Annotated in this window: 22 protein-coding genes and 2 pseudogenes; 10 read left to right on the top strand and 14 right to left on the bottom strand. The window is 69.9% G+C overall.

All coding sequences use genetic code 11. The features are described 5' to 3' along the window. Positions 1-353: pseudogene (locus ACFVHI_RS23200) on the bottom strand (hypothetical protein); the annotation flags it as partial. Between the two features lie 440 nt (positions 354-793). After that, the gene (locus tag ACFVHI_RS23195) at positions 794-1,030 is read right to left on the bottom strand and encodes a hypothetical protein (RefSeq protein WP_363377386.1); all 237 of its coding nucleotides are present in this window, start codon (positions 1,028-1,030) and stop codon (positions 794-796) included. A gap of 166 nt (positions 1,031-1,196) precedes the next feature. Here ACFVHI_RS23195 and ACFVHI_RS23190 point away from each other — a divergent pair, with 166 nt between their 5' ends. After that, on the top strand, positions 1,197-1,775 hold the full coding sequence (locus ACFVHI_RS23190) for a TetR/AcrR family transcriptional regulator (RefSeq protein WP_380342249.1): 579 nt from the start codon (positions 1,197-1,199) through the stop codon (positions 1,773-1,775). A gap of 640 nt (positions 1,776-2,415) precedes the next feature. Here ACFVHI_RS23190 and ACFVHI_RS23185 read toward each other — a convergent pair. Continuing rightward, positions 2,416-3,678 (bottom strand): beta-ketoacyl-[acyl-carrier-protein] synthase family protein, encoded by a 1,263-nt coding sequence (locus ACFVHI_RS23185; RefSeq protein ID WP_380342257.1) that lies wholly within the window; start codon positions 3,676-3,678, stop codon positions 2,416-2,418. Positions 3,679-3,744: 66 nt separating this feature from the next. Between ACFVHI_RS23185 and ACFVHI_RS23180 the strand changes: the two genes are divergently transcribed. Then, positions 3,745-4,362 carry a TetR/AcrR family transcriptional regulator C-terminal domain-containing protein gene (locus tag ACFVHI_RS23180; RefSeq protein ID WP_380342246.1) on the top strand — a complete coding sequence of 206 codons (618 nt, stop codon included), beginning with the start codon at positions 3,745-3,747 and terminating at the stop codon, positions 4,360-4,362. A 195-nt stretch (positions 4,363-4,557) separates the two neighbouring features. Here the strand turns inward: ACFVHI_RS23180 and ACFVHI_RS23175 are convergent, their stop codons facing one another. Together ACFVHI_RS23175 and ACFVHI_RS23170 are read right to left on the bottom strand one after the other, a co-directional pair. Then, complete coding sequence (locus tag ACFVHI_RS23175; RefSeq protein ID WP_380342244.1) at positions 4,558-4,854, bottom strand: DUF6980 family protein; 297 nt, start codon at positions 4,852-4,854, stop codon at positions 4,558-4,560. A gap of 238 nt (positions 4,855-5,092) precedes the next feature. Next, complete coding sequence (locus ACFVHI_RS23170; protein WP_380342241.1) at positions 5,093-6,004, bottom strand: aminoglycoside phosphotransferase family protein; 912 nt, start codon at positions 6,002-6,004, stop codon at positions 5,093-5,095. Between the two features lie 433 nt (positions 6,005-6,437). Here ACFVHI_RS23170 and ACFVHI_RS23165 point away from each other — a divergent pair, with 433 nt between their 5' ends. Further along, positions 6,438-6,860, top strand: coding sequence for a hypothetical protein (locus ACFVHI_RS23165; RefSeq protein WP_380342238.1), 423 nt, complete (start codon positions 6,438-6,440; stop codon positions 6,858-6,860). Between the two features lie 1,852 nt (positions 6,861-8,712). Here the strand turns inward: ACFVHI_RS23165 and ACFVHI_RS23160 are convergent. The 3 genes from ACFVHI_RS23160 to ACFVHI_RS23150 all read right to left on the bottom strand — a co-directional run bounded on the left by ACFVHI_RS23160 (position 8,713) and on the right by ACFVHI_RS23150 (position 11,112). Then, a complete protein-coding gene (locus ACFVHI_RS23160; RefSeq protein ID WP_380342235.1) occupies positions 8,713-9,066 on the bottom strand; it encodes a hypothetical protein in 354 nt (117 codons plus the stop codon). A gap of 563 nt (positions 9,067-9,629) precedes the next feature. Then, positions 9,630-10,334 (bottom strand): hypothetical protein, encoded by a 705-nt coding sequence (locus tag ACFVHI_RS23155; protein WP_380342232.1) that lies wholly within the window; start codon positions 10,332-10,334, stop codon positions 9,630-9,632. A gap of 247 nt (positions 10,335-10,581) precedes the next feature. Next, complete coding sequence (locus ACFVHI_RS23150) at positions 10,582-11,112, bottom strand: RICIN domain-containing protein (protein WP_380342230.1); 531 nt, start codon at positions 11,110-11,112, stop codon at positions 10,582-10,584. 628 nt (positions 11,113-11,740) lie between these two features. Here ACFVHI_RS23150 and ACFVHI_RS23145 point away from each other — a divergent pair. The 4 genes from ACFVHI_RS23145 (at position 11,741) to ACFVHI_RS23130 (ending at position 15,061) form a co-directional block, all read left to right on the top strand. Further along, entirely contained in the window at positions 11,741-12,289 is a 549-nt protein-coding gene (locus ACFVHI_RS23145; RefSeq protein WP_380342228.1) for a hypothetical protein, read from the top strand. Between the two features lie 113 nt (positions 12,290-12,402). Then, complete coding sequence (locus ACFVHI_RS23140; protein ID WP_380342225.1) at positions 12,403-12,720, top strand: hypothetical protein; 318 nt, start codon at positions 12,403-12,405, stop codon at positions 12,718-12,720. 441 nt (positions 12,721-13,161) lie between these two features. Further along, positions 13,162-13,299: a hypothetical protein gene (locus ACFVHI_RS23135; RefSeq protein ID WP_380342222.1), complete on the top strand. Its 138-nt coding sequence runs from the start codon at positions 13,162-13,164 to the stop codon at positions 13,297-13,299. A gap of 1,405 nt (positions 13,300-14,704) precedes the next feature. Beyond that, positions 14,705-15,061, top strand: a complete 357-nt coding sequence (locus tag ACFVHI_RS23130) for a hypothetical protein (RefSeq protein WP_380342219.1) — start codon at positions 14,705-14,707, stop codon at positions 15,059-15,061. A gap of 1,223 nt (positions 15,062-16,284) precedes the next feature. On the opposite strand, the gene ACFVHI_RS23125 is transcribed toward ACFVHI_RS23130, so the two are convergent. The 5 genes and pseudogenes from ACFVHI_RS23125 to ACFVHI_RS23105 form a co-directional block, all read right to left on the bottom strand. Beyond that, positions 16,285-16,731 carry a hypothetical protein gene (locus tag ACFVHI_RS23125; protein ID WP_380342216.1) on the bottom strand — a complete coding sequence of 149 codons (447 nt, stop codon included), beginning with the start codon at positions 16,729-16,731 and terminating at the stop codon, positions 16,285-16,287. Between the two features lie 28 nt (positions 16,732-16,759). Beyond that, positions 16,760-17,290, bottom strand: a complete 531-nt coding sequence (locus ACFVHI_RS23120) for a hypothetical protein (protein WP_380342213.1) — start codon at positions 17,288-17,290, stop codon at positions 16,760-16,762. Between the two features lie 75 nt (positions 17,291-17,365). Beyond that, a pseudogene (locus ACFVHI_RS23115) lies at positions 17,366-17,696 on the bottom strand (transposase family protein); the annotation flags it as partial. 131 nt (positions 17,697-17,827) lie between these two features. Then, positions 17,828-18,433 carry a hypothetical protein gene (locus ACFVHI_RS23110; RefSeq protein WP_380342210.1) on the bottom strand — a complete coding sequence of 202 codons (606 nt, stop codon included), beginning with the start codon at positions 18,431-18,433 and terminating at the stop codon, positions 17,828-17,830. Positions 18,434-18,842: 409 nt separating this feature from the next. Then, a complete protein-coding gene (locus ACFVHI_RS23105; protein ID WP_331745277.1) occupies positions 18,843-19,184 on the bottom strand; it encodes a hypothetical protein in 342 nt (113 codons plus the stop codon). A 603-nt stretch (positions 19,185-19,787) separates the two neighbouring features. On the opposite strand from ACFVHI_RS23105, the gene ACFVHI_RS23100 reads away from it, so the two are divergent. Both ACFVHI_RS23100 and ACFVHI_RS23095 read left to right on the top strand, forming a co-directional pair. Then, entirely contained in the window at positions 19,788-19,952 is a 165-nt protein-coding gene (locus ACFVHI_RS23100; RefSeq protein ID WP_380342254.1) for a hypothetical protein, read from the top strand. A gap of 66 nt (positions 19,953-20,018) precedes the next feature. Next, positions 20,019-20,300 carry a transposase gene (locus ACFVHI_RS23095; protein ID WP_380342207.1) on the top strand — a complete coding sequence of 94 codons (282 nt, stop codon included), beginning with the start codon at positions 20,019-20,021 and terminating at the stop codon, positions 20,298-20,300. 179 nt (positions 20,301-20,479) lie between these two features. Here ACFVHI_RS23095 and ACFVHI_RS23090 read toward each other — a convergent pair whose 3' ends face one another. Next, positions 20,480-21,235, bottom strand: a complete 756-nt coding sequence (locus ACFVHI_RS23090) for a TetR/AcrR family transcriptional regulator (RefSeq protein WP_380342204.1) — start codon at positions 21,233-21,235, stop codon at positions 20,480-20,482. Between the two features lie 407 nt (positions 21,236-21,642). On the opposite strand from ACFVHI_RS23090, the gene ACFVHI_RS23085 reads away from it, so the two are divergent. Next, a complete protein-coding gene (locus ACFVHI_RS23085; protein WP_380342201.1) occupies positions 21,643-22,626 on the top strand; it encodes a hypothetical protein in 984 nt (327 codons plus the stop codon). Positions 22,627-22,687: the final 61 nt, after the last annotated feature.

Genomic DNA, 22,687 nt, shown 5'->3' with positions numbered 1-22,687 from the left:
CCCGCCGTCCGGTCGCCGGTCCGGCGTCCGGACGGCGGGAACGAGCCCGGCGACGGCGCCGGTGCTCCCTCCCGCGGCTGCCAGCGGTCCCGGTCGGCAAGGGGGCCGCCGGGATGCGCGGCGCGGCGGCAGACCCGCGACCGGCCGCCGAGGAGAACCCGGCCACCGCCGAACTGCTCACCACCGTCCCGGGCGGCCTGGCGCCGGTCGTAGGCGGCGCGGTTGTCCGGGTTGTCGAGCGCCTCGGTGAGGTAGTGCCGGCCGGGGCGGCCGTAGCGCCACCACACCGGCCCGAGCGGCCCGCGCTCGGCCAGCAACTCCAGCTGAACCTGGCCACCGCCCGGACGGCCCATCTACGGACGTACTCACCGGCCGCCGACCTGCGCCAACAGCCGAAACTCACCGGCCGGTGCCCGGAACGCACCAACGCCCCGGGCGAAACCCCCCAGCGCAGGTCAGCGGCCTACGCCGGGGTGAGACGGGGTTATGAGCCGTGCCGCTTCTCCTCGGCGGCCGCGACTTCGGCGGCGGCCCGCTCGCACTCGGCATCGGTGCCGTCCCGCACGACGCGCGGAGCTCGGAATTCGGGATGCCGGCAGCACCTGAGATGGCGGAGGCCGGCACCCCGGCTGTGAGGTTCCGGGGCGCTGGCCGCTTCAGTGTGCGCTCTCCAGGCGTACGGACGTGTCGGTTGAGGTGGTTCGGCTTGTCCGCCAGCGGCCGATCCCCGTCCCGCCCGATGGACAGGCGGACGATCCGGGCGCCCGGTCTGGAGAGCGCAGCGCGCCGATGCTCAGCCGCCGTTGCGCGAGCACATGGCGAGGACGAAGAATGCGACGATCACGATGGCGATCCAGCCGAGGCACCCCAGCCCGTCCGGGTTGCCGGGCGCGATCTGCGAGGCGCCGCCCGGCTCGAGGTGCGGGTGCCGCCTGGTGTAGTGATCGAGCAGGTCCTGCTCCGTCGTGGCCTCGGTGGTCCATTCGGTCTTGAATCCGCACTCACCACAGTGTCCGCGGAACTTGGCCATCGTTTTTTCCCCTTACTCCTTGCGTCTCACGTCGCGGCGGGCGTTTTTCTGCGGTCGTCGCCGACCTTGATCCGCCGTGCGGCTTCCCTCCGGGAAGTCCACCACAGATGTGGTACCCCGTCCGTGGTGATATAGTCAAGTCGCGGCCAGGAAAGGAAAATTGACGGTGAATCATGATCGACGGGACCTGCTGCGTGATACAGCCATCGATGTGCTGGCCGAGGCGGGCGGGCGCGGGCTGACACACCGGGCCGTCGACACGGCCGCCGGGGTGCCGTCGGGCACCACCAAGAACTACTTCCCCACGCGGGACGCCCTGCTGGGCGCGGTCGCCGAACGGTGCGCCGAGCAGTACCGCATGGTCGCCGAACACATCGCGGCCTCCGGCCCAGGGCCCAGCGACCGCGAGGGCCTGGTGGCCATGCTCGCAGGCCTGCTGGAGAACGTCGCCGGACCGGGCCGCCCCAGAATGCTCGCCTACCTCGAACTCCAGACCGAGGCCACCCGCCGCACCTGGCTGTCAGCGATCCTGGACCCGATCTCCGCCGCCGACTTCACCGCCTTCGAACACGCCCAGCGCGCGGCCGGCCTGCCCGTCACCCCGCAACGATCCGCCGCCGTCACCCTCGCCCTGCACGGCGCCATCCCACACCTGCTCGGCGCCGGCCCCGACACCCTGGCCGCCGCCGGCCTCGACAACCTGGACCGCTTCGTCCGCGGCCTGCTCGCCGCGGTCTACCCGTAGCACCCCGATCAGCACCCCCGGCACCCCGCCGACACCGAGTTCCCCGGCGCGCCGGGCAGGCGCCCGCGACCACCACGACCACCGGCTGGTCGGACCCGCCCCGGCACGTCGGCCACGCGGCGCCCGGCCGAGCAGGCCGGGGCAGTGGTGGATGGCAGGCCGGCGGCGCCGGGCCACGGCGGCGACCGGCCCTCCGGCCGCGCGACCTGCCGCCAGGCCGGATACCTCCAGCGCCGCTTCGACAGGGACCTGCCCGCCCCTGCGTGCCGAAAGCCCGCACCCTCCTGGCCGGCCTCGACGACGAACGGGCGCAACGGGCCCTGGCGCGGGCGGCCCGACGGTCACGGTGTCCGTCGGCGGCGGGCTCGTGGGCGTTGCGGGTGGCCGGCCACTTGTGGGCGCGGCGCATCTCCTCAACGTGTGTGACCGCGTCGGCCGGTGTCGTGCCCGGCTGAGGGCGTGGCGTCGAACTTCGATCGGTCAACCCGAGTTCGCTGTGCGGCGGGTGCCGGTTCGCCCGCCTCGGCGCCGTTGCTCGGAAAGTCCCCACTTCTGCGGTGACGTGCGTGATCGGACGGGTCTTGCCATGTTCGATCCATCGGTGGCGGCCTTCTGGGGACAGTGGTGCGTTTTACGTGGGTCACGGTGTCGTCGGGGCGATGCGGGAGGTGTGGTGTTGTGCGCGGGTGACGATGAGTGAGACGTTCTGTCCACCGAAGCCGAATGAGTTGCTGAGTACGGCCTTCTGGGGGGCGTCTCGTCGTGCTGTGGCGATATCGAGATCGATGTCGGGTGCGATGCCGGCTGCGGTGAGGTTGCGGGTCGGCGGGATGACGCCGTGTTCCACGCTGAGGACGGCGATGAGCGCCTCTATTGCGCCGGCCGCGCCGAAGAGGTGGCCGAGTGCCGCTTTGGGGGCTGTGACGGTGGCGCGGCCGAAGACCTGTCTGATCGCGCGTGCCTCGGCGGTGTCGCCGGCCGGGGTTCCGGTGGCGTGGGCGTTGATGTGGCTGATCTGCTCTGGAGTCAAACCGGCTTGGGCGAGGGCCTTGCGCATGGCGGCGACCTGGCCGGAGCCGTCGGGGGCGGGCGCCGTGATGTGGTGGGCGTCGGCGGCGATGCCGGCTCCCGCGAGTACGGCGTGGACGTGTGCGCGCCGGCGGCCAGCATGCTCGGCGCTTTCGAGTACCAGGACGGCGGCGCCTTCGCTGAGGACGAATCCGCTGCGGTCCGCGGCGAAGGGGCGGGACGCTGAGGCGGGTTCGACGGTGTACCGCGACAGTGCTTGTGCCTGGGCGAAGCCGGCGACGGTGATCGGGGTGATCGCGGCCTCGGTCCCGCCCGCGATGACCACGTCCGCCTCGCCGGCACGGATGAGCCTGGCCCCCAGGGCGATCGCCTCGGCGCCGGAGGAGCATGCCGAGACAGGCGTGTAGGCCCCGGCCCGTGCGCCGTATTCGATGCTGATCAGCGCCGCTGCCGCATTGGGCATGAGCATCGGTACCGTGCGTGGCGAGACGCGCCGCGTCCCGGCCGTCTCCAGTACGTCGTCTTCCTTCAGCAGCGTCCGTACGCCCCCGATGCCCGTGCCGATCGCTGACGCGAGCCGGTGCGGGTCCACCTGCGGGGCGCCGGCGTCGGCCCAGGCTTCCGCCGCTGCGGTGAAGGCCGCCTGCTGTGAGCGGTCGAGCCGCCTGGCCTGCGCCGGCGGCAGCGACTGAGCGGGGTCGATCGCCATCGTGCCTGCGGCGGTGTCGGGAAGGCCGGCGTCCTCGTGGCCGCGCAGGGCGCCGCCGCGGATGCCCGACCGGCCCGCGAGCAGGGCTCTCCAGGTGGACTCCACGTCTGCGCCCAGTGGTGTGATCGCGCCGAGTCCGGTGACCACGACTTCGGTCCTGTGCATGCCACTCAACCTTTCTTGTATGCGATACAAGCGAACGAGCCTAGTTGTATCACATACAATTCGGGTGTGGAGAAGAAGCGAACCGAAGCCCGACCAACACCGGCCCGATCGCGTGACCGCGGTCGCGCGACCAGACGCCAGCTGATCGAGGCGACTGCACGGCTCTGCAAGGAGCGGCCCGGCGCCGAGGTGAGCGTCGCGGAGATCGCGAACGCGGCAGGCGCCTTCCCCAACCAGGTCACCTACCACTTCGGCTCCAAGGACTCGCTGCTCGTGCACGCCGCCTTTCTCGGCCTGCTGCACGACGCCCGACGGATCGAGCGCATCGGCCGCCAGGCCCCCGATGCGGCGACATTTCGGCGCAACATCGCCCGCGCCGTACTGGCCATGCCCTCGCTCCCACCGGTCGCACGGGCACTCGCCGCCGGGATCTCCAAACCCGAACTCGCCCCCGTCGTCGACCGGCACCTCCAGCTGCTGTTCCGGCAGTCCGAGCGCTTCGTGAGCCAACTCATCGACCGTCGCGGCTGGAAGGTCCGCCGACCGCTCGACGTGGAGGCCAGGACGTTCTGGAGCACCGCGCTCGGCGCAGTGCTGCTCGTCCGCGCCGGGGCACACGGCACCGTCGCCGACCTCGACCTCGCCGGCGCACTGACCATCCACGACGAACCCGAACACGGCTAGGACGGTCGAACGGGCCTGCGGCGACGACGTACGCGGCTCCCGCGCGAAGGCGGACTCGTCGAGCGAAGGCGGCCCTGTCGCGGTCGGCATGTTCGCGGTCGGGATGTTCGCCGTCGCCGACGAACCCCGTTGCGGCCGGAGCAAGGCGTCACGAACCTGCTCGCCGGCAACAGCCAGGCCTGTTTCAGAAGTGGATCAACGGCTGTCGTCCAGCCTGGCGTAGCGAAGCGAAGCGGGCCAGCCTCCGTGCTGGAACCCGGCAGGAGCCTCCTCCTCCCGCAGGTCGATCCCGCGACGCTCCAGTTCGCCTAACCGGCGATCCCGCTGCGACTCGGGAAGGCCCTGCCCGCACCAAGGGCAGAAGCCGACCGCGATGCCCGATGCGCCACCGTCATGGACGATCAACCCGCACTCCTGGAATCCGGCACCGAACCGAATCAGTGCGTCCGGGCAGCCGAAGGGCCCGGCGTGCCAGCCGCCATACCAGTCCACCGGCTCGCCACCGCCTCGCAGCAGTCAGGACGGGCCGGGGCACGGGCGAAGTGGGGCGCGGGCGGCCACCCACCGGTCCTCTTCTCACCCCGATCCGCCTGCGCAAACCACCGCACCCGGGCTCCCGCGGGCCCGTCCGCCAGGCTTGCCGGTTCACGGCGCCCGGTCTCGACTGACGCTGACCGTTACCGTTACCGTTCCGCGCGGCGCGGCGGGACGCGGCGGGACGGGACGGGGGTCAGATGAGTGCCTCCACGATCTGGGCGCAGCGCGCCGGGTCCTCGGTGAAGCCGGCGCGCAGGCCCCACATCCAGTACTCGGCGGCTCGCAGCAGTGCCCATTTGCGGGCGCGGTCGGGGTCGAGGTCCGCGGCGTCGGCCAGGGCGTCGATGCACCACTGGACGCGGGAGGGGCCGAGTTCGTCGAACCGGCTCCACAGCAGGGGTGCGACCTGGTATTCGAGGACGCCGCGCACGATCAGCGGGTCGACGACGGACCAGTGCCCGTCGGGGGTGCGCAGGACCTGGTCGTAGTGGAGGTCGTTGTTGACCAGGACGGTGTAGTCGTCGTGGGACAGTTCCTCGGCCAGGTCCAGTGCGCGGTCGAGTGCGCGTCGGGGCATCGGGCGGCCCAGGTCCTCCCACTGGCCGGCGAGTTCCCGCCGGTGGCCCGCGGCGATGTCTGCGGTCGTACGCAGGCCGTGGGGTGGCTCGACGGCCAGCCGCCGTAGCAGTATCCCGATCACGGGGACCGCCTGTGTCAGTGGTACGTCCCGGAGCGGGCGGGTGTGGTCCAGGCGTTGCAGCAGCATGACGCCCGCCGTGGTGTCGGTGTCGAGCAGGCGGACCGCGCCGTGGCCGTTCCACAGGCGCAGGGCGAGTACCTGTTCCTGCATCTGCTGGTCGGGCCACGTGACTTTCAGGGCCAGCGGCTCGCCGCCCCGGCGGACCGGCACGACGAGGCTGTTATAGCCGTGCATGGGCGGCCCGTCGGCCGTCAGGTCCCAGCGCTCGCACCATTGGGCGACGGTGTCCGGCAGCGCCATCAGCCACCGGCGGCCCGCCTCGCCCTCGTGTTGCCAGCGGCCGAAGGCCCGAAGGGACTCGGGTACCTGCGTCAGGCGGTGTTGTTGCGGACTCCCGGAAGTCACAGCGTCTCCATCCAACGTCTCCGTCACAGCCTGGTCCAGGCCTTGTCGCCGGGCCGTTCCTCGCCGATCCCGCGGCGCGGCGCGGCGCGTCCGCAGGGGCGGTCGAGCCGACAGGAGATCCTACGCAGCGGCTCCCCGGATGCCCTTGTGTGTCCTGGCAGTTCACGGCGAGTGCCGGAGAACCCCGTACGGATTCAGGACGGGTGCACCTGCGCAGAGGCACTGCGCCACCCGTAAGCCGCATCCACGACCTCACGGGACAGAACACCTGACGCCGACCGTTCTGCGGCCCGGGCGGGCGGCCGCCGGGAAACAGTCCCCGACCGTCCCACGGCCCGGGCGGGCAGCCGCCGGGCGGGGTTGTGCAACAGGTCGTCAACAGGTTTCCGTGAAACGGCCACGCGACCGTGGCCCGTGGGCGGATCATGTTCGGGTGCCGATCATCCCGAACCCGCCCCCGTCCCCGCCCGCCAGGCCCCCCTCCTGGGAGGACCGGCTGGAGGCCTGGGTCGGGATATGCGCCGCCCGACTCTCCTTGTGGGGCCACGACTTCACCGACGGAGCATGGCCCGACACCGAAGACCTCGCCGTCCTCCTCGCCCGGACCGTGCACGAAGTCGCCGACATCCCCTCGATGCGGCCGGCCCACCACGCCCTGACCGCCGCACTCGCCCGCGTCCACGCCGCCGAACGCTGGCTCCGCCCCTGCAACGCGGCCTCTCCCTCCATGGCCTGCCACCACCTTCGCCAGGCCGCCGAACACCTCCACACCGCCCACCGCCACCTCACCGACACCGCACCCCAAGGCCGCCCCAGCCTCCCACCCCGACGGGGCCCCGCTTCCCCAAGCCCCTGACCACACCAACAACCCGGCAACCCGCCGACGGACCGCCAGCCGGCCACAACAGGACGACGGCGCGGCGGCGGCAGGGCGGCACGGCGGCGACGACGGCCGACAGGAGAACCCCGACAACAGGCCACGGGCGACGGCGGCGCCGAAGAAAGCAGCAGCCGGGACGCCGTCACCCCCCGAGGCGCAGCAGAACAGGACGACCGACGCCGGCCACGCCGGGGCACCGCAGGGATGGAACATCACCACGCTCTTGAGCCCGCGGCCGGCATGCCGTTAGGGTCGCCAGGCGCCGTCTCACGAACTGGATCTCCGGAAAAAGTCTTCATGCCTCGCAGGTCACCGGGCGAGATAAGGTCCCACCTGCCGCAGCGCTTCCCCCGCGACCGACCCGCAGTCGTCCGCAGGCCTCCTGTCATCCGAGGGCTTTCGGCCGGCGCCAATCGCCAGATCGCCCGGTTCGAGCAGGCCTACGGACTACACTCTGGCACTGTCGCTCACGCATTCGGGAGCTGGGCCCGAACCGGTCGGCGCCCGCGTCGCGACCTGGCGCCGTGGTACGGATACGACGATACGGACCTGCGGAGCGGGTACTACCACGTCAGAACCCTGCTGGAACGGGCCGTCCGGGCCCTGCGGACCCGGGCCCGCCGAGAACTGCGCAGAGAACTCGGGCCTCTCGACGAACGCATCCTCGCCCGGACAGTCAACGACCCGTTCGCACCACATGGCCTTCCCTGGTGGAAACGACGGATCGAGATATGACAAGAGGAGAACACGGACGGGCACCGGGCCACCGGCCACCCCGGCCCGCACCACCGAAAACCCGCAGGTCACACCCCCTGGTCCCCCACGGACCGCCTGCCTCATAAGCCACCGACGCTGGTCGAACGAGGGAGCAACACCCAGCGGAACCGGTGAAGTCGGAGGGGGCCGGGCGATTCGGAGGAGGGCTGGGCAAAGCCGCGGGAGAGGCGATCGCCGCCCCGCACGCGATGCGGGCGCAGCCGGGCAGGCCACGCGCCACAGGCACCCCTGGGGTAGCGGCATCGGCGCGCGGAACGGGAAATCTTCCTGTCGCGAACGGCTTTGAAGGGTTGTCCGTACGGGAGTACGCCGAAGAATTTCCTGCCAGGCGGCGCTGACGAGGCCTGATACCCACTGCTACCGGCAACCCGGGAACGGGGGTGACCATGACGCGATCAACCCGCACACCCGGCACTCCACCGGCACGCACTGGCCCTCACACGGGCTCCGAACCCGGACGGTGACGGCGGGCCTGAGCAACCACGCCCCGGGACGACGGCGAGCGGGCACGGCGGAGCGTCCCCGACCGACGACGCGTCAGACACCGAGCGCGGGCCGCCGAGGAGACGGTGGGGTCATCGGTGATCCCCGAGCCACCGCGGTCCCGCCGCCGTCGGCGAACCGGACCCGGCACCCACACGGGACGCCGGCGGGCCCGGACGGCCCGCCGGCAGGAGGGGGTGCCCAACACCCCAGACGCCCCTGGAAGAGACTGGTGTTGTCCTGGAAGGAGATCTGGAGGACGAACCCGGACTCGCCGGCGCCGGTGAGGACCAGCGCCACTGGCGGGTAGCCCTCGCGGGCGTGCCCGGGGTAGGCCCGGCGCCACCAGTGGACCATCCGCTCGCAGGCCTCCTCCTCAACCGGCTCTGTTCACGAGAACGGGCAGCATTTCGACGTCGGTTCCGGAGGCGGTAGGCGGTAGGCGGTGACAACCTCGCCGGAATGTTCACGAGCCCCAAGAGCACCTGGGCCTGCTGGGCGTTCCCCGTCGACCAAGGGCGCGGGGCCGGTGTGGGCCAGCAGCTGGGCGGGAGCGCGCCGTACTGGGCTATGGATGTACCCGCCACCAGCGGTCCGCCTCAGCACGAGCCACTTCGACGTCGTACTGCCTCGCGTCGAAGTGGAGCTCCGGCGGAGGGTAGGGCACAGGGGTGTTCGCCTCCCACGGAACCTCCCAGTCCGACCACTGCACGATCTCCCCGGAGCGCTGCACGACCACGGTCAGGAAGCCGCAGCAGCCACCGCTGCACTCCGGTTCCCCCAGCTCCACACGGCGCACCTCGCCGGTCGCCCGGACAAGACCGGGGCTGCCGGCCAGCAGCACATCAACCGCGTACGGTCCGCGGCCGCCTTCGCGCACCGCCTCTTCGACCACGTCCTCGCCGTTGACCCAGAGCCGCAACTGGGCAGCGAACCGAGGTCCCGCCGACAACAACCCTGATCTCCAGATGATCGAACATCAGACCACCCCAGGGGGCGGGCTGACGTCGACGCGCGGCTCAGCCGACGCCTGCCCATATGCGCCCAGGGGCGGCCCGAGCGCAGGCCACCCCTTTCACCGCTGCTCTGCCTTCCCAGGCGGGCGGGGAGCGCCAGGGCGACGCAGTGGCGAATACCCGGATCCGGGTGAGCGGCGTGAGCCAGGACGGCCGGGAGCCCGGCCGTCCTGGCGGACGTAAAAGAGGCCGGAAGCCCGGCTCCAACCGATCAGGTCCCAGCCGGGGCCAAGCAGCGCGGTGGCGTTGCGGATCAGGTCGTACCGGCCCAGGCCGCGCAGGTACGGCTCCGGAGGCGGGCGCAGCAGGTCGGCGCCGTGCTGGCGCGGCAGTGCGGCCGGTGAGGCGGTCCCGACCGGCTCGGGGGCGGGCTGCCCGTGGTCCTGGTGCTGGTCGGCGGCTTCGGTTTCGCCTCGCGAGGCGAATGGGGCCGGCTCCTGGCCGTCGTCGAGGCCAGGGATGGGGGCGTTCAGGTCGAAGGCGGGGATTTCCACAGGTCGATCCGCTCCAGCATCCTGCAGTGGCGGCGCTCGTCCTCGGTGAGGTCGGGCCGGCGTGCCTTGTCGCGGATCTTCTGGCCGATCGAGTAGGCGCGGTGGCTGTAGCCGGGCAGCCGCAGCGCCAGTTCCTCGAAGGCTGCGACCGGGTCGCCGGTGGCGGTCTCCCCCAGGAAGGCGGCGAGCTTGCGGCGCAGCGTGTCGGCGATGCCGAGGAGGTAGCGGCCATCTTCTCCCCGGCGGGCGAGGTCGTCGTCGGCCTGGATGACGGCCGCGGGTGCAGCGGGGGTAGCGGGTGCAGCGCTGCGCGGTGCAGCGGCAGGGTTGGAGGGTGCAGCGCTGCGCGGTGCGGCGGCGGGGCCGGGTGCAGCGGCATCGTCTGCTGCTGCTTCGCGGGCCTTGGCATTGGCGCGGTCGGCCTTGCTGCGGCATGAGCGGGGGCAGTACTGCTTCGGGCGCCCGGTGGGGCTCTTTGGTGCCGGGTTGGAGCAGCCGGGGCGGGCGCACTGCGGGGCCTGGCCCGCGTCGTCGGCCAGCTGGTCGGTGGCGGCGGTCGGCGGGGCGCTGTCCGTTCCGGGATCGTGGCCGCCGAGGTGAGCCGCTTGCCCAGGTTTCGCCCCGTCTCCGGCAGCGGGGCGAAACCTGCCGGCCGACTGCCGGGACAAGGGGAACGGCATGCTGTCCGGTCTCGGTGAAGGCGGCGAACGATGCGCTCGACAGGGCGAACCGGTCGACGGGGTCTCAAGCAACGTGGCGAACAGCAGGTCACCGTGCCAACCCGGCAGAAGATCTCCCAAGTTCCGCCGTGATCACGACAGGCAGCCTTCACCGCCTTCACGAAGAACGGACAGCCCCCACCGGCAGTGCCCAGCCTCCTCGCAGACGGTCGCGGGAGCGCACCTGCAAGTCAGCTGGGCATAGCGGCTAGCTCAGGAAGAACTGCTGGAAACTGGCGTACTGGCCGCTCTGGTCCTGGCATCCGAAGTGCCGCAGGCCGTAGTTGCTGTCATCGATGCACAAGCCCGTAGCCACGTTCCGCAGGACCACGGAGCCGTTGGGCTGTGCATACAGGTAGAACTGCTGGAAATTGGCGTACTGGCCATTCGGGTCCTGGCATCCGAAGTGCCGCAGGCCGTAGTTGCTGTCATCGATACACAAGCCCGTAGCCGCGCTGCGCAGGGACCAGGTCTGACCGTTGTTGGACACTACGGTGAACTGCTGGAAAACGGCGTACTGGCCGCTCTGGTCCTGGCATCCGAAGTGCCGCAGGCCGTAGTTGCTGTCATCGATGCACAGGCCCGTAGCCGCGCTGCGCAGGACCAGGGTGCCGTTGGGCGCATTGACCCGTGGGTGCTGGCCGCTGATCTGCGTTGAGGTCGTACTGGCCGTTGCGGTGCCGGCTCCGGCGAACGCGAGGGCCGGCAGCGTGACGGCCGCAGCCACTATGCGGGCCATGCGACCCAGTGTCCTTTTGGCGATGTTCAACGTACCCCCTGTAGTGATCAGACATGGTGTCGCCGCCTGTCCCCGCAACAGTGAAGTGGTACGGACAGCCCGTCCTCCACACTGTTCACGATGAGCAGGACATCCATGCCGGGTGGAAGTTCCTTGCGCTGCAAAGGCGTTGAAGCATCTCAGCAAAGCACGCGCCTACCGCTGGAGAGAAGAGTCGCGGACGGGCCATGACCCAATGGCTGATTCCGAAGCCGGGCGTCCGGCGAGGCACCGTTGACGCGGTCAGTCCGCCGTGGAGAACCGCGCGCCACCTTCGCCAACCTCGCCGGATGAACTCGGCGCGGTCCGCCACCTTGCTCCGGACTCCGCCTGCTTCACCGGCACCGGACAGCATGCAGCGCTGCACGGCGCTGCTCGGGTAGCACGGGTGGCAGTCGGTGCAGCGCCGCCATGGCGCAGTGCTGCGACCGGCCGGCCGTTCTGCAGGACGGCCGTTCGCAGGGTGCAACGGGGATCGCACGGGCCCTGACCTGCGTTGGGGAGTTTGGGCGGGGCGAAACTCACCGGTCGCCGAGCCGAAACTCACCGGCCGGGCGTGACCTTGGTGGCGCTGGTGAGTTCACCGGTCATGACGAATGTGACTGTGCTGCCGGCACGCGACGACGAACACGACGGCGGCGACGCGCGGCTGGCGGTGTTCGCCGCCGAGCGGGCCGCCCGAGCGGCCGACCTCGCCGCCCGGGCGCAGCAGGACGCGGCGGGGGAGGACGAGGCGGATCGGGCTGCGGCGCAGCAGCGGGCGCGGTTGGCGGCCGCGGTAGGGATCGCGGCGGCTTCGGCGAGCAGGGCGGTGGTGTGGGTGTCGGAGTTGGCCGCCCGTACCGGCAGCCGGGACCTGGGTGAGTACGCGGCCGCCGTACTCGCCTGCGGCCGGGACCTGGACCCCGAGGACGACGACCACGGCGGCGTGCCCGCCGACACCGCCTTCGTGCTCAGCGGGCTGGTGCTGGCCGGCGAGACCGGGCTGAGCACCGGCGAGGGCCTCGCCCTGGCGGCGGTGGGCGCGATCGCCCTCGCGATGCCCCGCACCATCACCACCGGCAACCCAGCCCAACAGCTGCCCGAGCTCGCCCACCACCTCGACCAAGCCGTGGACGCCGGCCGCACCGCGGCGTAGCGCTCCCGGTCCGTACGGTGGCCCGTTCCCTCGGTTCAGGGGGCGGGCCATCACCGTGACCTGCGGAGGCCCTCGTCACGGGGCTTCCTCGTCCGTGGGGCATGATCTTGAACATGGATGAACCGGCAGTGGAGCTGCTCTCGCGGCTGTGGGAGGAGCACGTCCAACGGGCGTTTCCTCCGCATCTTCGCGGTCGAGACATCGACGGCGAAGACCTGGTACTGCTGGACGCGTTCACCGCCGGCGGTGTTTCCTCGGTCCTGTCAGGGCACCTCGATGAGAACCGTCGCGGGACCTTGCTCGCGTGCCTCGCGGCCCTTGAGAAGGTCCTGCCGTCTCTTGGTGACGAGGGCGGCGGAGCCGAGTACTACGAGCGTCTGCACGAGATGGCGGTGCTTGCAGCCGAACTCGGGAACGCAAGGTCCCGGTAGCGTCAAGCACTGAGCCATGCCTCTGCTGCCCGGGGTGATCCGGCTGTACCACCCCTGTCCCAGATCCGGCTGCGACGTCGCCGCCTGGGCGAACAGGCTGGGACGGCCCCAGCACTTGTCGCTCTTCGTCGTCGCCGTCGTCGGTGCTCTCCGGCGGCAGCTTGACGATCCGCCGGAACCGGCTGGCGGCCTGCGCGAGCATCGCGAACGCCAGCCCCAGAGACTCATCCGCCGGCGGAACACCGGAGTCGGCGCCACCGGGGAGGACCGCGACCGCTGCTGACAGTCCTTCCTCCGCCGCTTCGACATCGAGCACACACTCCGCCTGTTCAAGCAGACGCTGGGCTGGACGAAGCCCAGGCTGCGAAGCCCGGAAGCCGCAGACCGCTGACCGAGAAGACCTTCGGGATCTGGGTCGAGCCGTGGGGCGAGGACTACTGGATGAAGCCCAAGGAGAAGTTCACGATCGTCACGGACACCCCCAAGGACACGGACTCCGACGAGGCACCGTTCGAGGTCGTCTTCCATGACCAGGGCGCCAGCGTGTGGGTGAACATCGGCTACGAGGCCACCGTCTAGGACCACTCGGGCAACGAGCTCGACTGCGGGCATCAGCGTCCCGTCGAAGTCCTGCGCGCCTGGACCGAAGCCTCCGAGGCTGCTGCGGATCACTCCGGCCTGACGCCGGAGCTTCAGGAGACAGCCCTCAGTGAGGCGGAGACCATGCGGTGGCGACTCTCAAGGGCCGAAGCCGCCGAGCAGGAGGCGCAGTCCGGCTGACAACGAGTTCGGAGGCGCGGACCCCCAACGGGCACCTGCCTGCCCATCGGCAGCTCAACGGCCGATGCCAGAGGTAAAACGGCAAGCTCAGGGGGCACGCAGCACATGCCCACTGGCCGGCCCCGAAGCGAAGACGTGGCACGACGGGCCGGACGGCAGCTCAGCAACCGCCGCAGCCGCCACCCGGAGCCGGAGGGGGCGGCCGGCCCCGCCCTCGATGGCTCGCGTGGGACATGGTTCACGGTCCGTGCGAGCCATCGAGAGGCGCAAACGGCAGCCGAGTCGCCCACTGCCCCGGCGTCACGGCCAGGGCCAGGGACAGGGCGGCCGTCCTCCCGACGATCAAGCCCTAATTCCATCACCGTGGCTGATGGGCTACAGGAAGCCGCGCATAAATGGCCTTGAATTCGGGTCCTCCGATTCGGGCTTCTGGAGGGGGTGGCAGGTGTGCAGAATCCTCCTGTCGGGAATTCCTGTCGCAGGTGCCGTGTGGTCCGCGCTGCGGCGAGGTTGGCGCCGGCAGCTGTGCAGCTGACGGGCGGCCGGCAGCGGAGCGTCCCACTCGGCCAGCAAGCGCCCGGCCCACCAACACTGCTCACCACCGGACCGACAGACAGGTCTGCTGGCCCAGTGAGAACCAGCTCTCATCCCCGTGACCGGCCCCGATGGCCAAGCTATTCCCCATCCCCGATGGGGTGCGGTGGCGGAACTGGGCCGGATGAGCACTTCTATGGCCGGCCCAGCGCCTCGTACAGAGCAACGAGTTTCGGCATCTGCAGGGACAACGGTGGGAGTGTGGCGTACAACGGCATGACAGGGCCTGACCGCCGGCATGTGTTGTGCAGCCGACCGCGCGAGGCGTCCAATAGACCCGGGGGGACCAGTGGAAACACAGCGGGTGGTCAAACGGAGTCCGTGGTTCGCGAGGCTTCCGATTGCGTTCGTAGCTATCAGTTTTCTACTGCTTTTCTACACGCTGATAAGGAATAATTTAAAGCACCCTGCTGGGATATGGAAGCTCGAGCTGTTGGATACTCAGTCCGCTGTCACAGCGGTCCTTGCTTCGGTAGGGGCCGTACTTGCGCGCGCTCAGTACGCACGGACGGTCAGGCCCGCACTGGGTTGGTTTGGCCGCGTTGCGGCTGGCATGGCTCCAGATCAGCAGCTCGTATGGGCATGCCAGGCCATGAACGGTGCTCAAGACGTGGCCGTGCTGACAAGGATCGACTACTGGGTTAAGTTCTCCGCTACGGCGAAAGCTGACGGCGCCATGGATTCCGCCCGTTGGGGAACATGCCACGATGTGGTGACCATGCTAACAGCACGGGGCCTGAAGGACGGTGAGGACTTCTCACTTCAATTAATCTCTCCCGGTCGGCCGATTCCGGCACAAGGCCTGATGTTTATCGGCTGGTTTACAGAGAAAGCCATGGTAGAGATCGACGACGTTTCCATATGTGTACAGGTAGCAGACCGAGTTGGCGACACTCACGAACGGGTCATGGACCTATTGAAGGGCGCGATCCGCTCGCCGAAGAATCCCAGCGCTTCACCCTTCTGATGAAGATCGAGGAGCGTGACCGGCTACCCGGACAACGCGGGCACCCCCGCCGCGCACCCGGCCGACTGCGCATGCGCACGGTGCGGGTCGGTACCTGGCCGGGCTCGCGGGGCGTCAGTTGTCGCCCGCCCGGGACAGAACGCGCGGCCGGCACGTCGTCACCGGCCCGCCCTCCCGGACGTAACCGAACCCCGCACCGACCACGGCTGGTGCGGGGTTCGGCGACGACGGCGGCGATCCGCACGACCGGCGGCCACGGCGCCACCGGCCCGTGGACGTCGAACTCACCAGCCGCGGTGCCAGCCACGAAGACCAGGGCGGGCACGATGGATACCGGCACGGGCGAGGAGAAGACGGATGCGCACCGAGGACATCGGGGTCGGCGAGACCTACATCGCGAGCATCCCCCAACGGCTCCCGGCACAGCCGGCGGTCACGAGCGCCGCAAGGTGACTGGCCGACATGCAACTGCACCTCGTCCGCGGCCGGCGCATCACGATGACCGTGACCGGCTTACGAGATCACCGGCATCGTCAGGGACCCGGACGGCCGCACCGTCGCCTTCCCCGGCACGGTCGTCCACACCATCCCGGCCCGCTGGCTGCGCCCGCAGGACGAGCGCCTGGAGCTCCATCCGGGCACGGGCCACTTCCACCGCGCCCTGGTGTGCCGGGACGCGGACGGGATGACGCCGACCCAGATCGACCGGGGCGGCGGCGAAGGCGCTGGAACAGCTCCACCACGTCAGGGGCCTGGCCCTGGACGACCAGACGTTCGACCGGTCGGTACTCACCGCCGAGGCGGACCACCGGGAGTGGCTGCGGATCGCCGAACGCGCGCGGGAGGCCGGGCCGGCCGCCTACGACCCGCGGGCCGATCCCGACGCCGTGGAACACCCACCGCTGATCCGCTTCCGTGAGGGCCCCTGACGCCGTGTCCTGTCCCAGGTCCGACGCGAAACGCTGTCACTTGAGGTGGGGCCGTCCCGGCAAACCAGGCGTACCGGGCTTGCCGGGACGGTGCTGAGACAGGGAAGCCCGGAGCGGGGCCCCGAACCAGGGCTGTGCGCGGATGGCCGGTCCCTCGCGTTTTTAGTGCGTGGAACCGGCTTCCTCTGTCCAAGGCGCGCTCCAGGAAGTGGGCCGCCCCCGTGCCCGGCTGGCAGCGGCGTTCAGGCACGGCCTCGATATAGGAGACAGTCCGCTTGTGCTCGATGCCGGACCCTAGTACCAACCAGTGCAGGCGATGTTGTAGGTCCACTGAGGGTTTGTGTAGGGGCTTCCGAGCCACTCGCTCGCGCCGCACGCCCGGTACCAGACACCGCCGTCGTCGTACTTCTCAGGCAGGGAGGCGCCGGTTTGGGTGTAGATCCGGTTGACGAACGAGTCCCATGTCTTGCCGCCGTTGTACGAACGGTCGTAGTAATAGGCAACCGTATTGCCGTCGAGTGCTTGGAGCCAGCTGTCGACGTAGTTGTGCCCGTCGCTCTTCGTGTAGCGATGAATCTGCACGGTGTTCCCGAACTGAGTCCCTGGACGCCAGGTGGCCTCGTTCGTCACGTCCGTAACGGTCCTGGAGGTCGCCGCCGCTGTGCCGACGGCCGGCCCCACGAGCGCGGCCGACACAGCCAGCATCACGGTCGCTGACACCAGTCCCATCCGCTTCGCCATAATCCACCCCTCTCCATCATTGATATGTCTATGTCAACATCGATGGCCGACGCAACCACCAGCCCCGCCACGAGTTGGCCGGAAGGTCGCGATAATGAACCGGAAACCCTCTATGACCGGACACGGTGACCAAGCCGCGCAAGCGGCCGGACGTTTCGGCCGCCGAGCTGGAGAGCGCGCCGGGCCCGAACGGATACCCGGTCGAGGCGTGGCGGGCGCCGGTGACCCACGGGCACGGCCGCGCCCCTGCTGCGCGAGGCCACACATGGAACTTCCGGCCGATCAGCGTCGCCACCCGCGCGCCGGTCCACACCTGGCCCTCGTCCCAGCCGTGAGCGGCCGGGCCCTGCTCAAGGTAGGCGGCCAGCTTCTCCTGGCAGCGCGCAGACAGCTTGCAACGCCGGCCGCTCGTCCCTCGTGAGGCCAGGGCCGCCACCAACCTGCGGGCGACCTCCGGCGGCCCCAGCCCATCGGCGAACAACCCGGCGGCCTCCAGCCGCACCACCTCGCGACGCTGGCGACCTTTCGCCGTCAGCCCGCCCCCATCCACATATCGCATACCTACGACATAGCGCGCAAATGACCGTCAGTCAGCTACACGAACAGGCCAATCACCCCGAAGCGCCGAAGTCAGTAACTCCTGCACGACCTCGCCGGGTTGGTCGGCCAGGCGGTTGGTCCGGCGATGGTAGCGCTCGACGACTCCGGGAATCTGCTCGCGGAACGTCTGCCGCGGGCAGCAGAGCACCGGGCACACCGTCGCCGCAACCTCACCGAGACGACGACCCGCGGTCCATCCACTGGCACGTCCGCGACCACCCTCTCGTGGAACCCGTACCCCGCCCCGTCGGCGTCCCGCATGCGGGGCACGGCGCCGGATCGTCCCGGGTCTGCGCTGTCACCCGGATCCAGCCGGCTTCATCTGCCACGTCCTCGATGACCAGCGCCGACAACCCCGAAATCACCACACTCGCAAGCTCGTTGACATCCAGCACGCCATGCCAACGATGCCGGCGCCCCTTCGGTACCACCGATTACGGGACAGGGCCGAATTCATGACACTCCCGTTCCGGGACGGCGGTGTGCAGGGCGGCGGTCAGGCGGGTTGGGCGGGGCAGAGGATGGTGGTCTGCAGTGCGGGCAGGCCTTGTTGCCAGTTCTGGTCCTTCGCCTGGGTCGCGTTGTTGAACTCGTAGTAGATGTAGGGCACCCAGTTGAGGTTGAGCTGCTGGCGGCAGGAGAGGTCCGCGGGAATCTGGACGCCGACCTTCACGGTACGGGTGGCTCCCGGGGGAATCGGCGTGTTGAGGTGGAGCGCCGCGTTCTTGTCGGTGTGGGTGCAGTCGGTGATGTCGCCGGTGCAGGAGACGACGGCGTAGGCGTTCTGGTTCTGGTTCTCGGGCCAGGTCGCCTGAAGGAACTCGTAGACGAAGTTGATGTCGGTCGACTCGGTGTTGGTCAGGGACAGGGTGACGGTCAGCAGCGTGCCCGCCGTTGCGGTGTGCTGGTCCACGTACACGGCTGCCCCGGGGACGGCGGCGGCGTCCGGGGGGAGCGGCGGAAGGTGCGGGGTGGGCAGAAGGTACGGGGCCAGCGGGGTGGGGGCGGCCGTCGCGGCGGGTGCCTGGGCGAGCAGAACGGTGACGGCCGTCGCGGCGGCGGCCAGGGCTGCTGCCGGGCGAAGGGTACGTGAACCAGCCATCCGGGAGCTCCTGTATCGTCAATGATCAGGCGGATAGAAGGAATTGACGTGCAGTCGGTTTCGGATCCGGAACCGGGTCCAGCTGGGTTTCCGATCCCGGGGGCAGGCTGCCATTGGTCCGCCGACAGGCCGGCCCCCAGGGTGGCCGGATCCGCTCACTTGCGAAAACGCGTGTGCTGCTCCTGGCCGAGCTGCCCGTCGCCGCAGTAGATGCGCGGTTTACCGTGACGGGTGGTCGGGCCGCTCATGCCGAGCCGCCCGTGCATGCGGCGGCCACCGCCGTGCCTGCCGCAAAGACTGCGTTTCGCGCTGATCCGGTTTGCTGCCGGGGTGGGTGCGGCGCTCCCCGGCCCACCCCGGCGCACCCCGGCGCACCAGCTGGCGCTGGTACGCCGGGGTTCCCAAGTGGTTAGAAGTGCTTCCAGACGCCGCACGAGGAGAGGCGACTGCCGTTCCAGTTGCAAATCCTGGCCTGCACGATGCGGTAATTGTAGGTTCGCGCCTTTGATCCCAGGCCGTCGAGGGTGATGGCGTGCGGTTCACCGTTGGAGAGGTAGAGATCCAGGCCCGCGCCGATGCCATCGTCACTGTCATCGGTGATTGTCCCGATCGCGCCTTCCACATAGGCGTAGTCGCACAGGCCGCGGTCGCAGCTCGACCAGCCGGTCCCAGCGGCACTGGCCGGGCTGGCGGCCAGCAGTATCGTCGCCGCGAGAACGGGTAGTACCGCCCCTGCCGCTCGCTTGATCATTAGAGCCTCCCTCTTTCGTGCTTCCTGCCGAGTGATCCGGTTCCGATTCCTTGGCAGCGTGCCCCGGTATGGCCATCCCCCTGGCGCCGCGCTCTCGGAGAGGACTCCGCCGGCGTGCTCAGCCGATCGTGCCCATACGCGCAGACGGCTGTTTCACGGGACCCTGCAAGTTGTCCGAAGAGCCGGTGGAGACTCCACAGTGCGGCCTGTTTGATTGTCCATCTACAAGGGGCCGATCGATGGCCAAGTGGGCAGCGGACAATCCGGTTTGGCCGCGGACAAGGGCAAGGGGGCACGGGGTGGCTGGTGCTGGACGTCCGCAGGGGCGGTTCAAGGGGGAGGATGCCCTGGCCCGGTTCGTGCGGGAGGTGACGTCGGGGGGCACTGTCCGCGAGCTTGCCCGGCGCTACCCCATCGGCAAGACCAGTTGGGGCGAGTACCGCTGCGCGGAGAAGGACATTCCGTGGCACCTGCTCCATCCCGGTCAGTCCTGGAACGGCGGCCAGGTCTACGGGTGGGACTGCAACGGGCCGGACTGGCAGAATTGGGCCCTCGCCTCGGTGAACGGTCGGACCGGGGGCCGCCACCTACGACGCGCGAACCCTGGACGCGGTACTGCAGGACAGCAACGGCAGCGCCATCACCCGCTACTCGTGGCAAGGATGGGACCACCAGCCCAGGAACCAGCAGTGGTATTTCACCGACACGGGCCAAATCATGAACGCCTGGAACGGGCACTGCCTGGACGCAGACCCCGCACCGGCTTGAGGTTCCCCCGAGGTGCGGAAGGTTGCCGGACATGGCCTGATGGGCCATGAGAAGGGAGTCTCTGTCATGGCTGCACCGATGAAATACCCGCCCGAGTTGTGGCAGCGCGCTGTTCCCGCGTACCAGGCTACCGATCCGAAGCCCATGATCCGGCAGATGGCCCGCGATCTCGGAGTTCACCACGAGGCCCTGCGGAACTGGATCCGTCAGGACGAAGCGGACCGGGGCGAGCGTGACGACCGGCTGACCACCATGGAGAAGGAGGAGCTGGCCGTTCTGCGCAAGGAGAACACCGAGCTTCGCCGGTCCTGCGAGATCCTCAAGGCCGCCTCAATGCCGCTCAGTTAAGCGCATACCCGTGCATCACTGGCGGTTCGGCGATGAGGATCTGGCAGTCAGCTCTGATGGACGGGCTGGGTTGGTCACGACGTTTCGGGGCGTATCTGCTCCTTGAAGGTCTGCGCTGGCGGGGGCACTGCCGGAGCCCACGCTTGGGAAACCTGTCGCGAAGGAATTCGTCGAGGAAGTCATCGCGCTCCTGCCGTTGCTGCCGTGTGGTGAGTAGGGCTCTGGGGCGGGCCGCGGACGGCAGCGAGCAGCTCGTGGCCCCCGTGCCCGGAGTGGGCACGGGGGCGGTGAGGTGGCCGGCGCGGCTGCACACCCTGGCGGGCGGGGACGCGGGCGGCGATTTCTGGTACTGGCGGGCGGTGGCGCGTGATGCGGCGGTCCTCCCCAAGGTGGTGGAGGTCGCGCATGCGCTGCTGGATCCGGTGATGGCCGAGTTGGTGTGGCGGGACAGCGGGGCCGGGCGGCCCCGGGCGCTGCCGGCGGACGGGGCGTTTTGCCGACGGCTGGGCGAGCGGGTGGGGCGCCGGCGGCTGGGGCCGCTGGCCGCGGTCGACTTCGACGGGCCGCTGACTACCTGGATGGGCGCGCATCCGGTCGACCGTGTCGGCGACGATGTGGCGGATGGCCGGGTTGGTGGTCGCCTCGTCCCAGGTCTGCACGCCGGCCCGGGCCTCGGCGGGGTCGGGCGGGCTGTCGCTCGCGGTGTACTCGCCGAGGGCTTCGGCGCGTTCGGCGAGCAGCGCGTGGGCGGAGGCGTGGACCAGGTCGGCCTTGCTGCGGTAGTGGGCGTAGATCGAGCCGGCCGAGAGGCCGGACTCGGCCGTGATGTCGGCGATCGAGGTCCGCTCCAGGCCGTTGCGGCTGAAGCGGCGTACGGCGGCCTCGGTGATCTGGGTGCGCCGGAGTTCCTTGCGTGTGTCGGTGAGCCGTGGCACTACGCCCTGTGTCAAGAAGAATTGACGTTCTGCTGGCGGAGGGGGCTGTACAGAATCTCTGCTCTGTTTTGGTGCGGGGGCGGGTCGGCGGGGGCGGGTCGCGGGTGGACGAGCCCGGCCCGGGAAGCGGCCCGGGGGTGTGCTGCCCGTTCCCGTGATCGGGGCCGGACGCCGGGGCCTCGCGGCACGGGGACACCGCAGTGCGCGGCCTAAGGTCCTTGGAGCATTGGCGATCTGACGGTCTGTCGGTTCGTGGGCGCGGCGGCTAACGTACGGGTGCAGACTTGATGACGCTTCGTCACCAAGTACCGCCGTGGGTCCGCCATGGCCTACGCAGTACGGACGGGACTCCGTGCCCGGACGCACCCACACCTGCCGAAGACGTCCATCGTGCGACTGGAGGCCTCATGAATCCCCTCTCCGTTTCCCGCCGGCGGCGCCTGCGCGCTTGCGGCGCCGCGTGCGCCGCGATGGCGTGTGCCGTCGCCCTCGGTGCCGCGACACCGGCGCACGCCTTCAGCGGGGGCAACCACGAGAAGATCACCCGGGCCGCCCTGGGCCCGGGGGGCTGGCACCCGAACTCGCTGACGGCGATGGCGGACGGGAACTCGGGCGCGATCGTCGCCAACGACCACGGCGAGTACTTCGGCATCGGCAAGCTCCACTGCGACAACGCCGACTACCTCGACCCCCGGTACGACAGCCGCTACCCCCGCACCCGCGAGCAGTCCAACGCCGAGATCATCGACTGCGTCGAGGGCTCCATCGACCACGTCAGGAGGGCCGTGGCCGCCGCGGACCGGCTGGTCGACGCGAACGGGCGCGTCATCGCCGCCCAGACCTCCATCTCCCCGGCCTGCTCGTGGAACGACCGGCCGGGACGGGCGAAGTGCGAGGTGCTGGAAGACCTGGGCCGCGGCTGGCACCAGATCGAGGACTTCTACGCCCACAGCAACTGGGTCGACCAGGCCGGCCCGGGAGCCATCGGCGTCAAGAACCCTCCCGGCCTGGGGCGCACCGACCTGCCCGCGTTCTTCTCCATCGGTCGTTACAGCTCCATGAGCAGGGCGGACTGGGTCAAGGACGCCACCGGCCACATCCCTCACGACCTGGCGACGGGCTGCTATCCGGACCGCGACCACAGCGGCACGGTTTCCAACTGCACGGGCCGCACCACTCATGACGGGGTCCTGAACAAGGACACGAAGGACAGTCCCCGCTCGGTCGTCGCCCACAACTTCGACCACGCCTACGACCTCGCCGTCAAGGACATCGCACGCCAGTGGAAGGACTTCAAGAACGAGCTTCAGCGCAGGTACCCGAACAACGGCCGGGCACAGGCGATGATCTGCGCCATCACCCATGACCACCCGGACAAGACCTGCTCCTGACACACCACCGCGGCGCCGGCCAGGCCGGCCCCAACGACCCGAACGGCCAGGCCGGCCCGAA

Source organism: Kitasatospora sp. NPDC127121, from assembly GCF_042677305.1.
GTDB lineage: Bacteria > Actinomycetota > Actinomycetes > Streptomycetales > Streptomycetaceae > Kitasatospora.
The sequence above is the reverse complement of the archived record's forward strand: the minus strand, read 5'-3'. Positions and strand labels throughout refer to the sequence as shown.

Excerpts from the sequence above, each read along its gene's own strand:
- ACFVHI_RS23085 (WP_380342201.1), top strand. The coding sequence starts at position 21,643 with ATGAATCCCCTCTCCGTTTCCCGCCGGCGGCGCCTGCGCGCTTGCGGC.
- ACFVHI_RS23195 (WP_363377386.1), bottom strand. The coding sequence starts at position 1,030 with ATGGCCAAGTTCCGCGGACACTGTGGTGAGTGCGGATTCAAGACCGAA.
- ACFVHI_RS23150 (WP_380342230.1), bottom strand. The coding sequence starts at position 11,112 with ATGGCCCGCATAGTGGCTGCGGCCGTCACGCTGCCGGCCCTCGCGTTC.
- ACFVHI_RS23095 (WP_380342207.1), top strand. The coding sequence starts at position 20,019 with ATGGCTGCACCGATGAAATACCCGCCCGAGTTGTGGCAGCGCGCTGTT.
- ACFVHI_RS23135 (WP_380342222.1), top strand. The coding sequence starts at position 13,162 with ATGAAGCCCAAGGAGAAGTTCACGATCGTCACGGACACCCCCAAGGAC.
- ACFVHI_RS23120 (WP_380342213.1), bottom strand. The coding sequence starts at position 17,290 with ATGCGATATGTGGATGGGGGCGGGCTGACGGCGAAAGGTCGCCAGCGT.
- ACFVHI_RS23110 (WP_380342210.1), bottom strand. The coding sequence starts at position 18,433 with ATGGCTGGTTCACGTACCCTTCGCCCGGCAGCAGCCCTGGCCGCCGCC.
- ACFVHI_RS23185 (WP_380342257.1), bottom strand. The coding sequence starts at position 3,678 with ATGCACAGGACCGAAGTCGTGGTCACCGGACTCGGCGCGATCACACCA.
- ACFVHI_RS23145 (WP_380342228.1), top strand. The coding sequence starts at position 11,741 with ATGACGAATGTGACTGTGCTGCCGGCACGCGACGACGAACACGACGGC.
- ACFVHI_RS23125 (WP_380342216.1), bottom strand. The coding sequence starts at position 16,731 with ATGGCGAAGCGGATGGGACTGGTGTCAGCGACCGTGATGCTGGCTGTG.
- ACFVHI_RS23105 (WP_331745277.1), bottom strand. The coding sequence starts at position 19,184 with ATGATCAAGCGAGCGGCAGGGGCGGTACTACCCGTTCTCGCGGCGACG.
- ACFVHI_RS23155 (WP_380342232.1), bottom strand. The coding sequence starts at position 10,334 with ATGCCGTTCCCCTTGTCCCGGCAGTCGGCCGGCAGGTTTCGCCCCGCT.
- ACFVHI_RS23140 (WP_380342225.1), top strand. The coding sequence starts at position 12,403 with ATGGATGAACCGGCAGTGGAGCTGCTCTCGCGGCTGTGGGAGGAGCAC.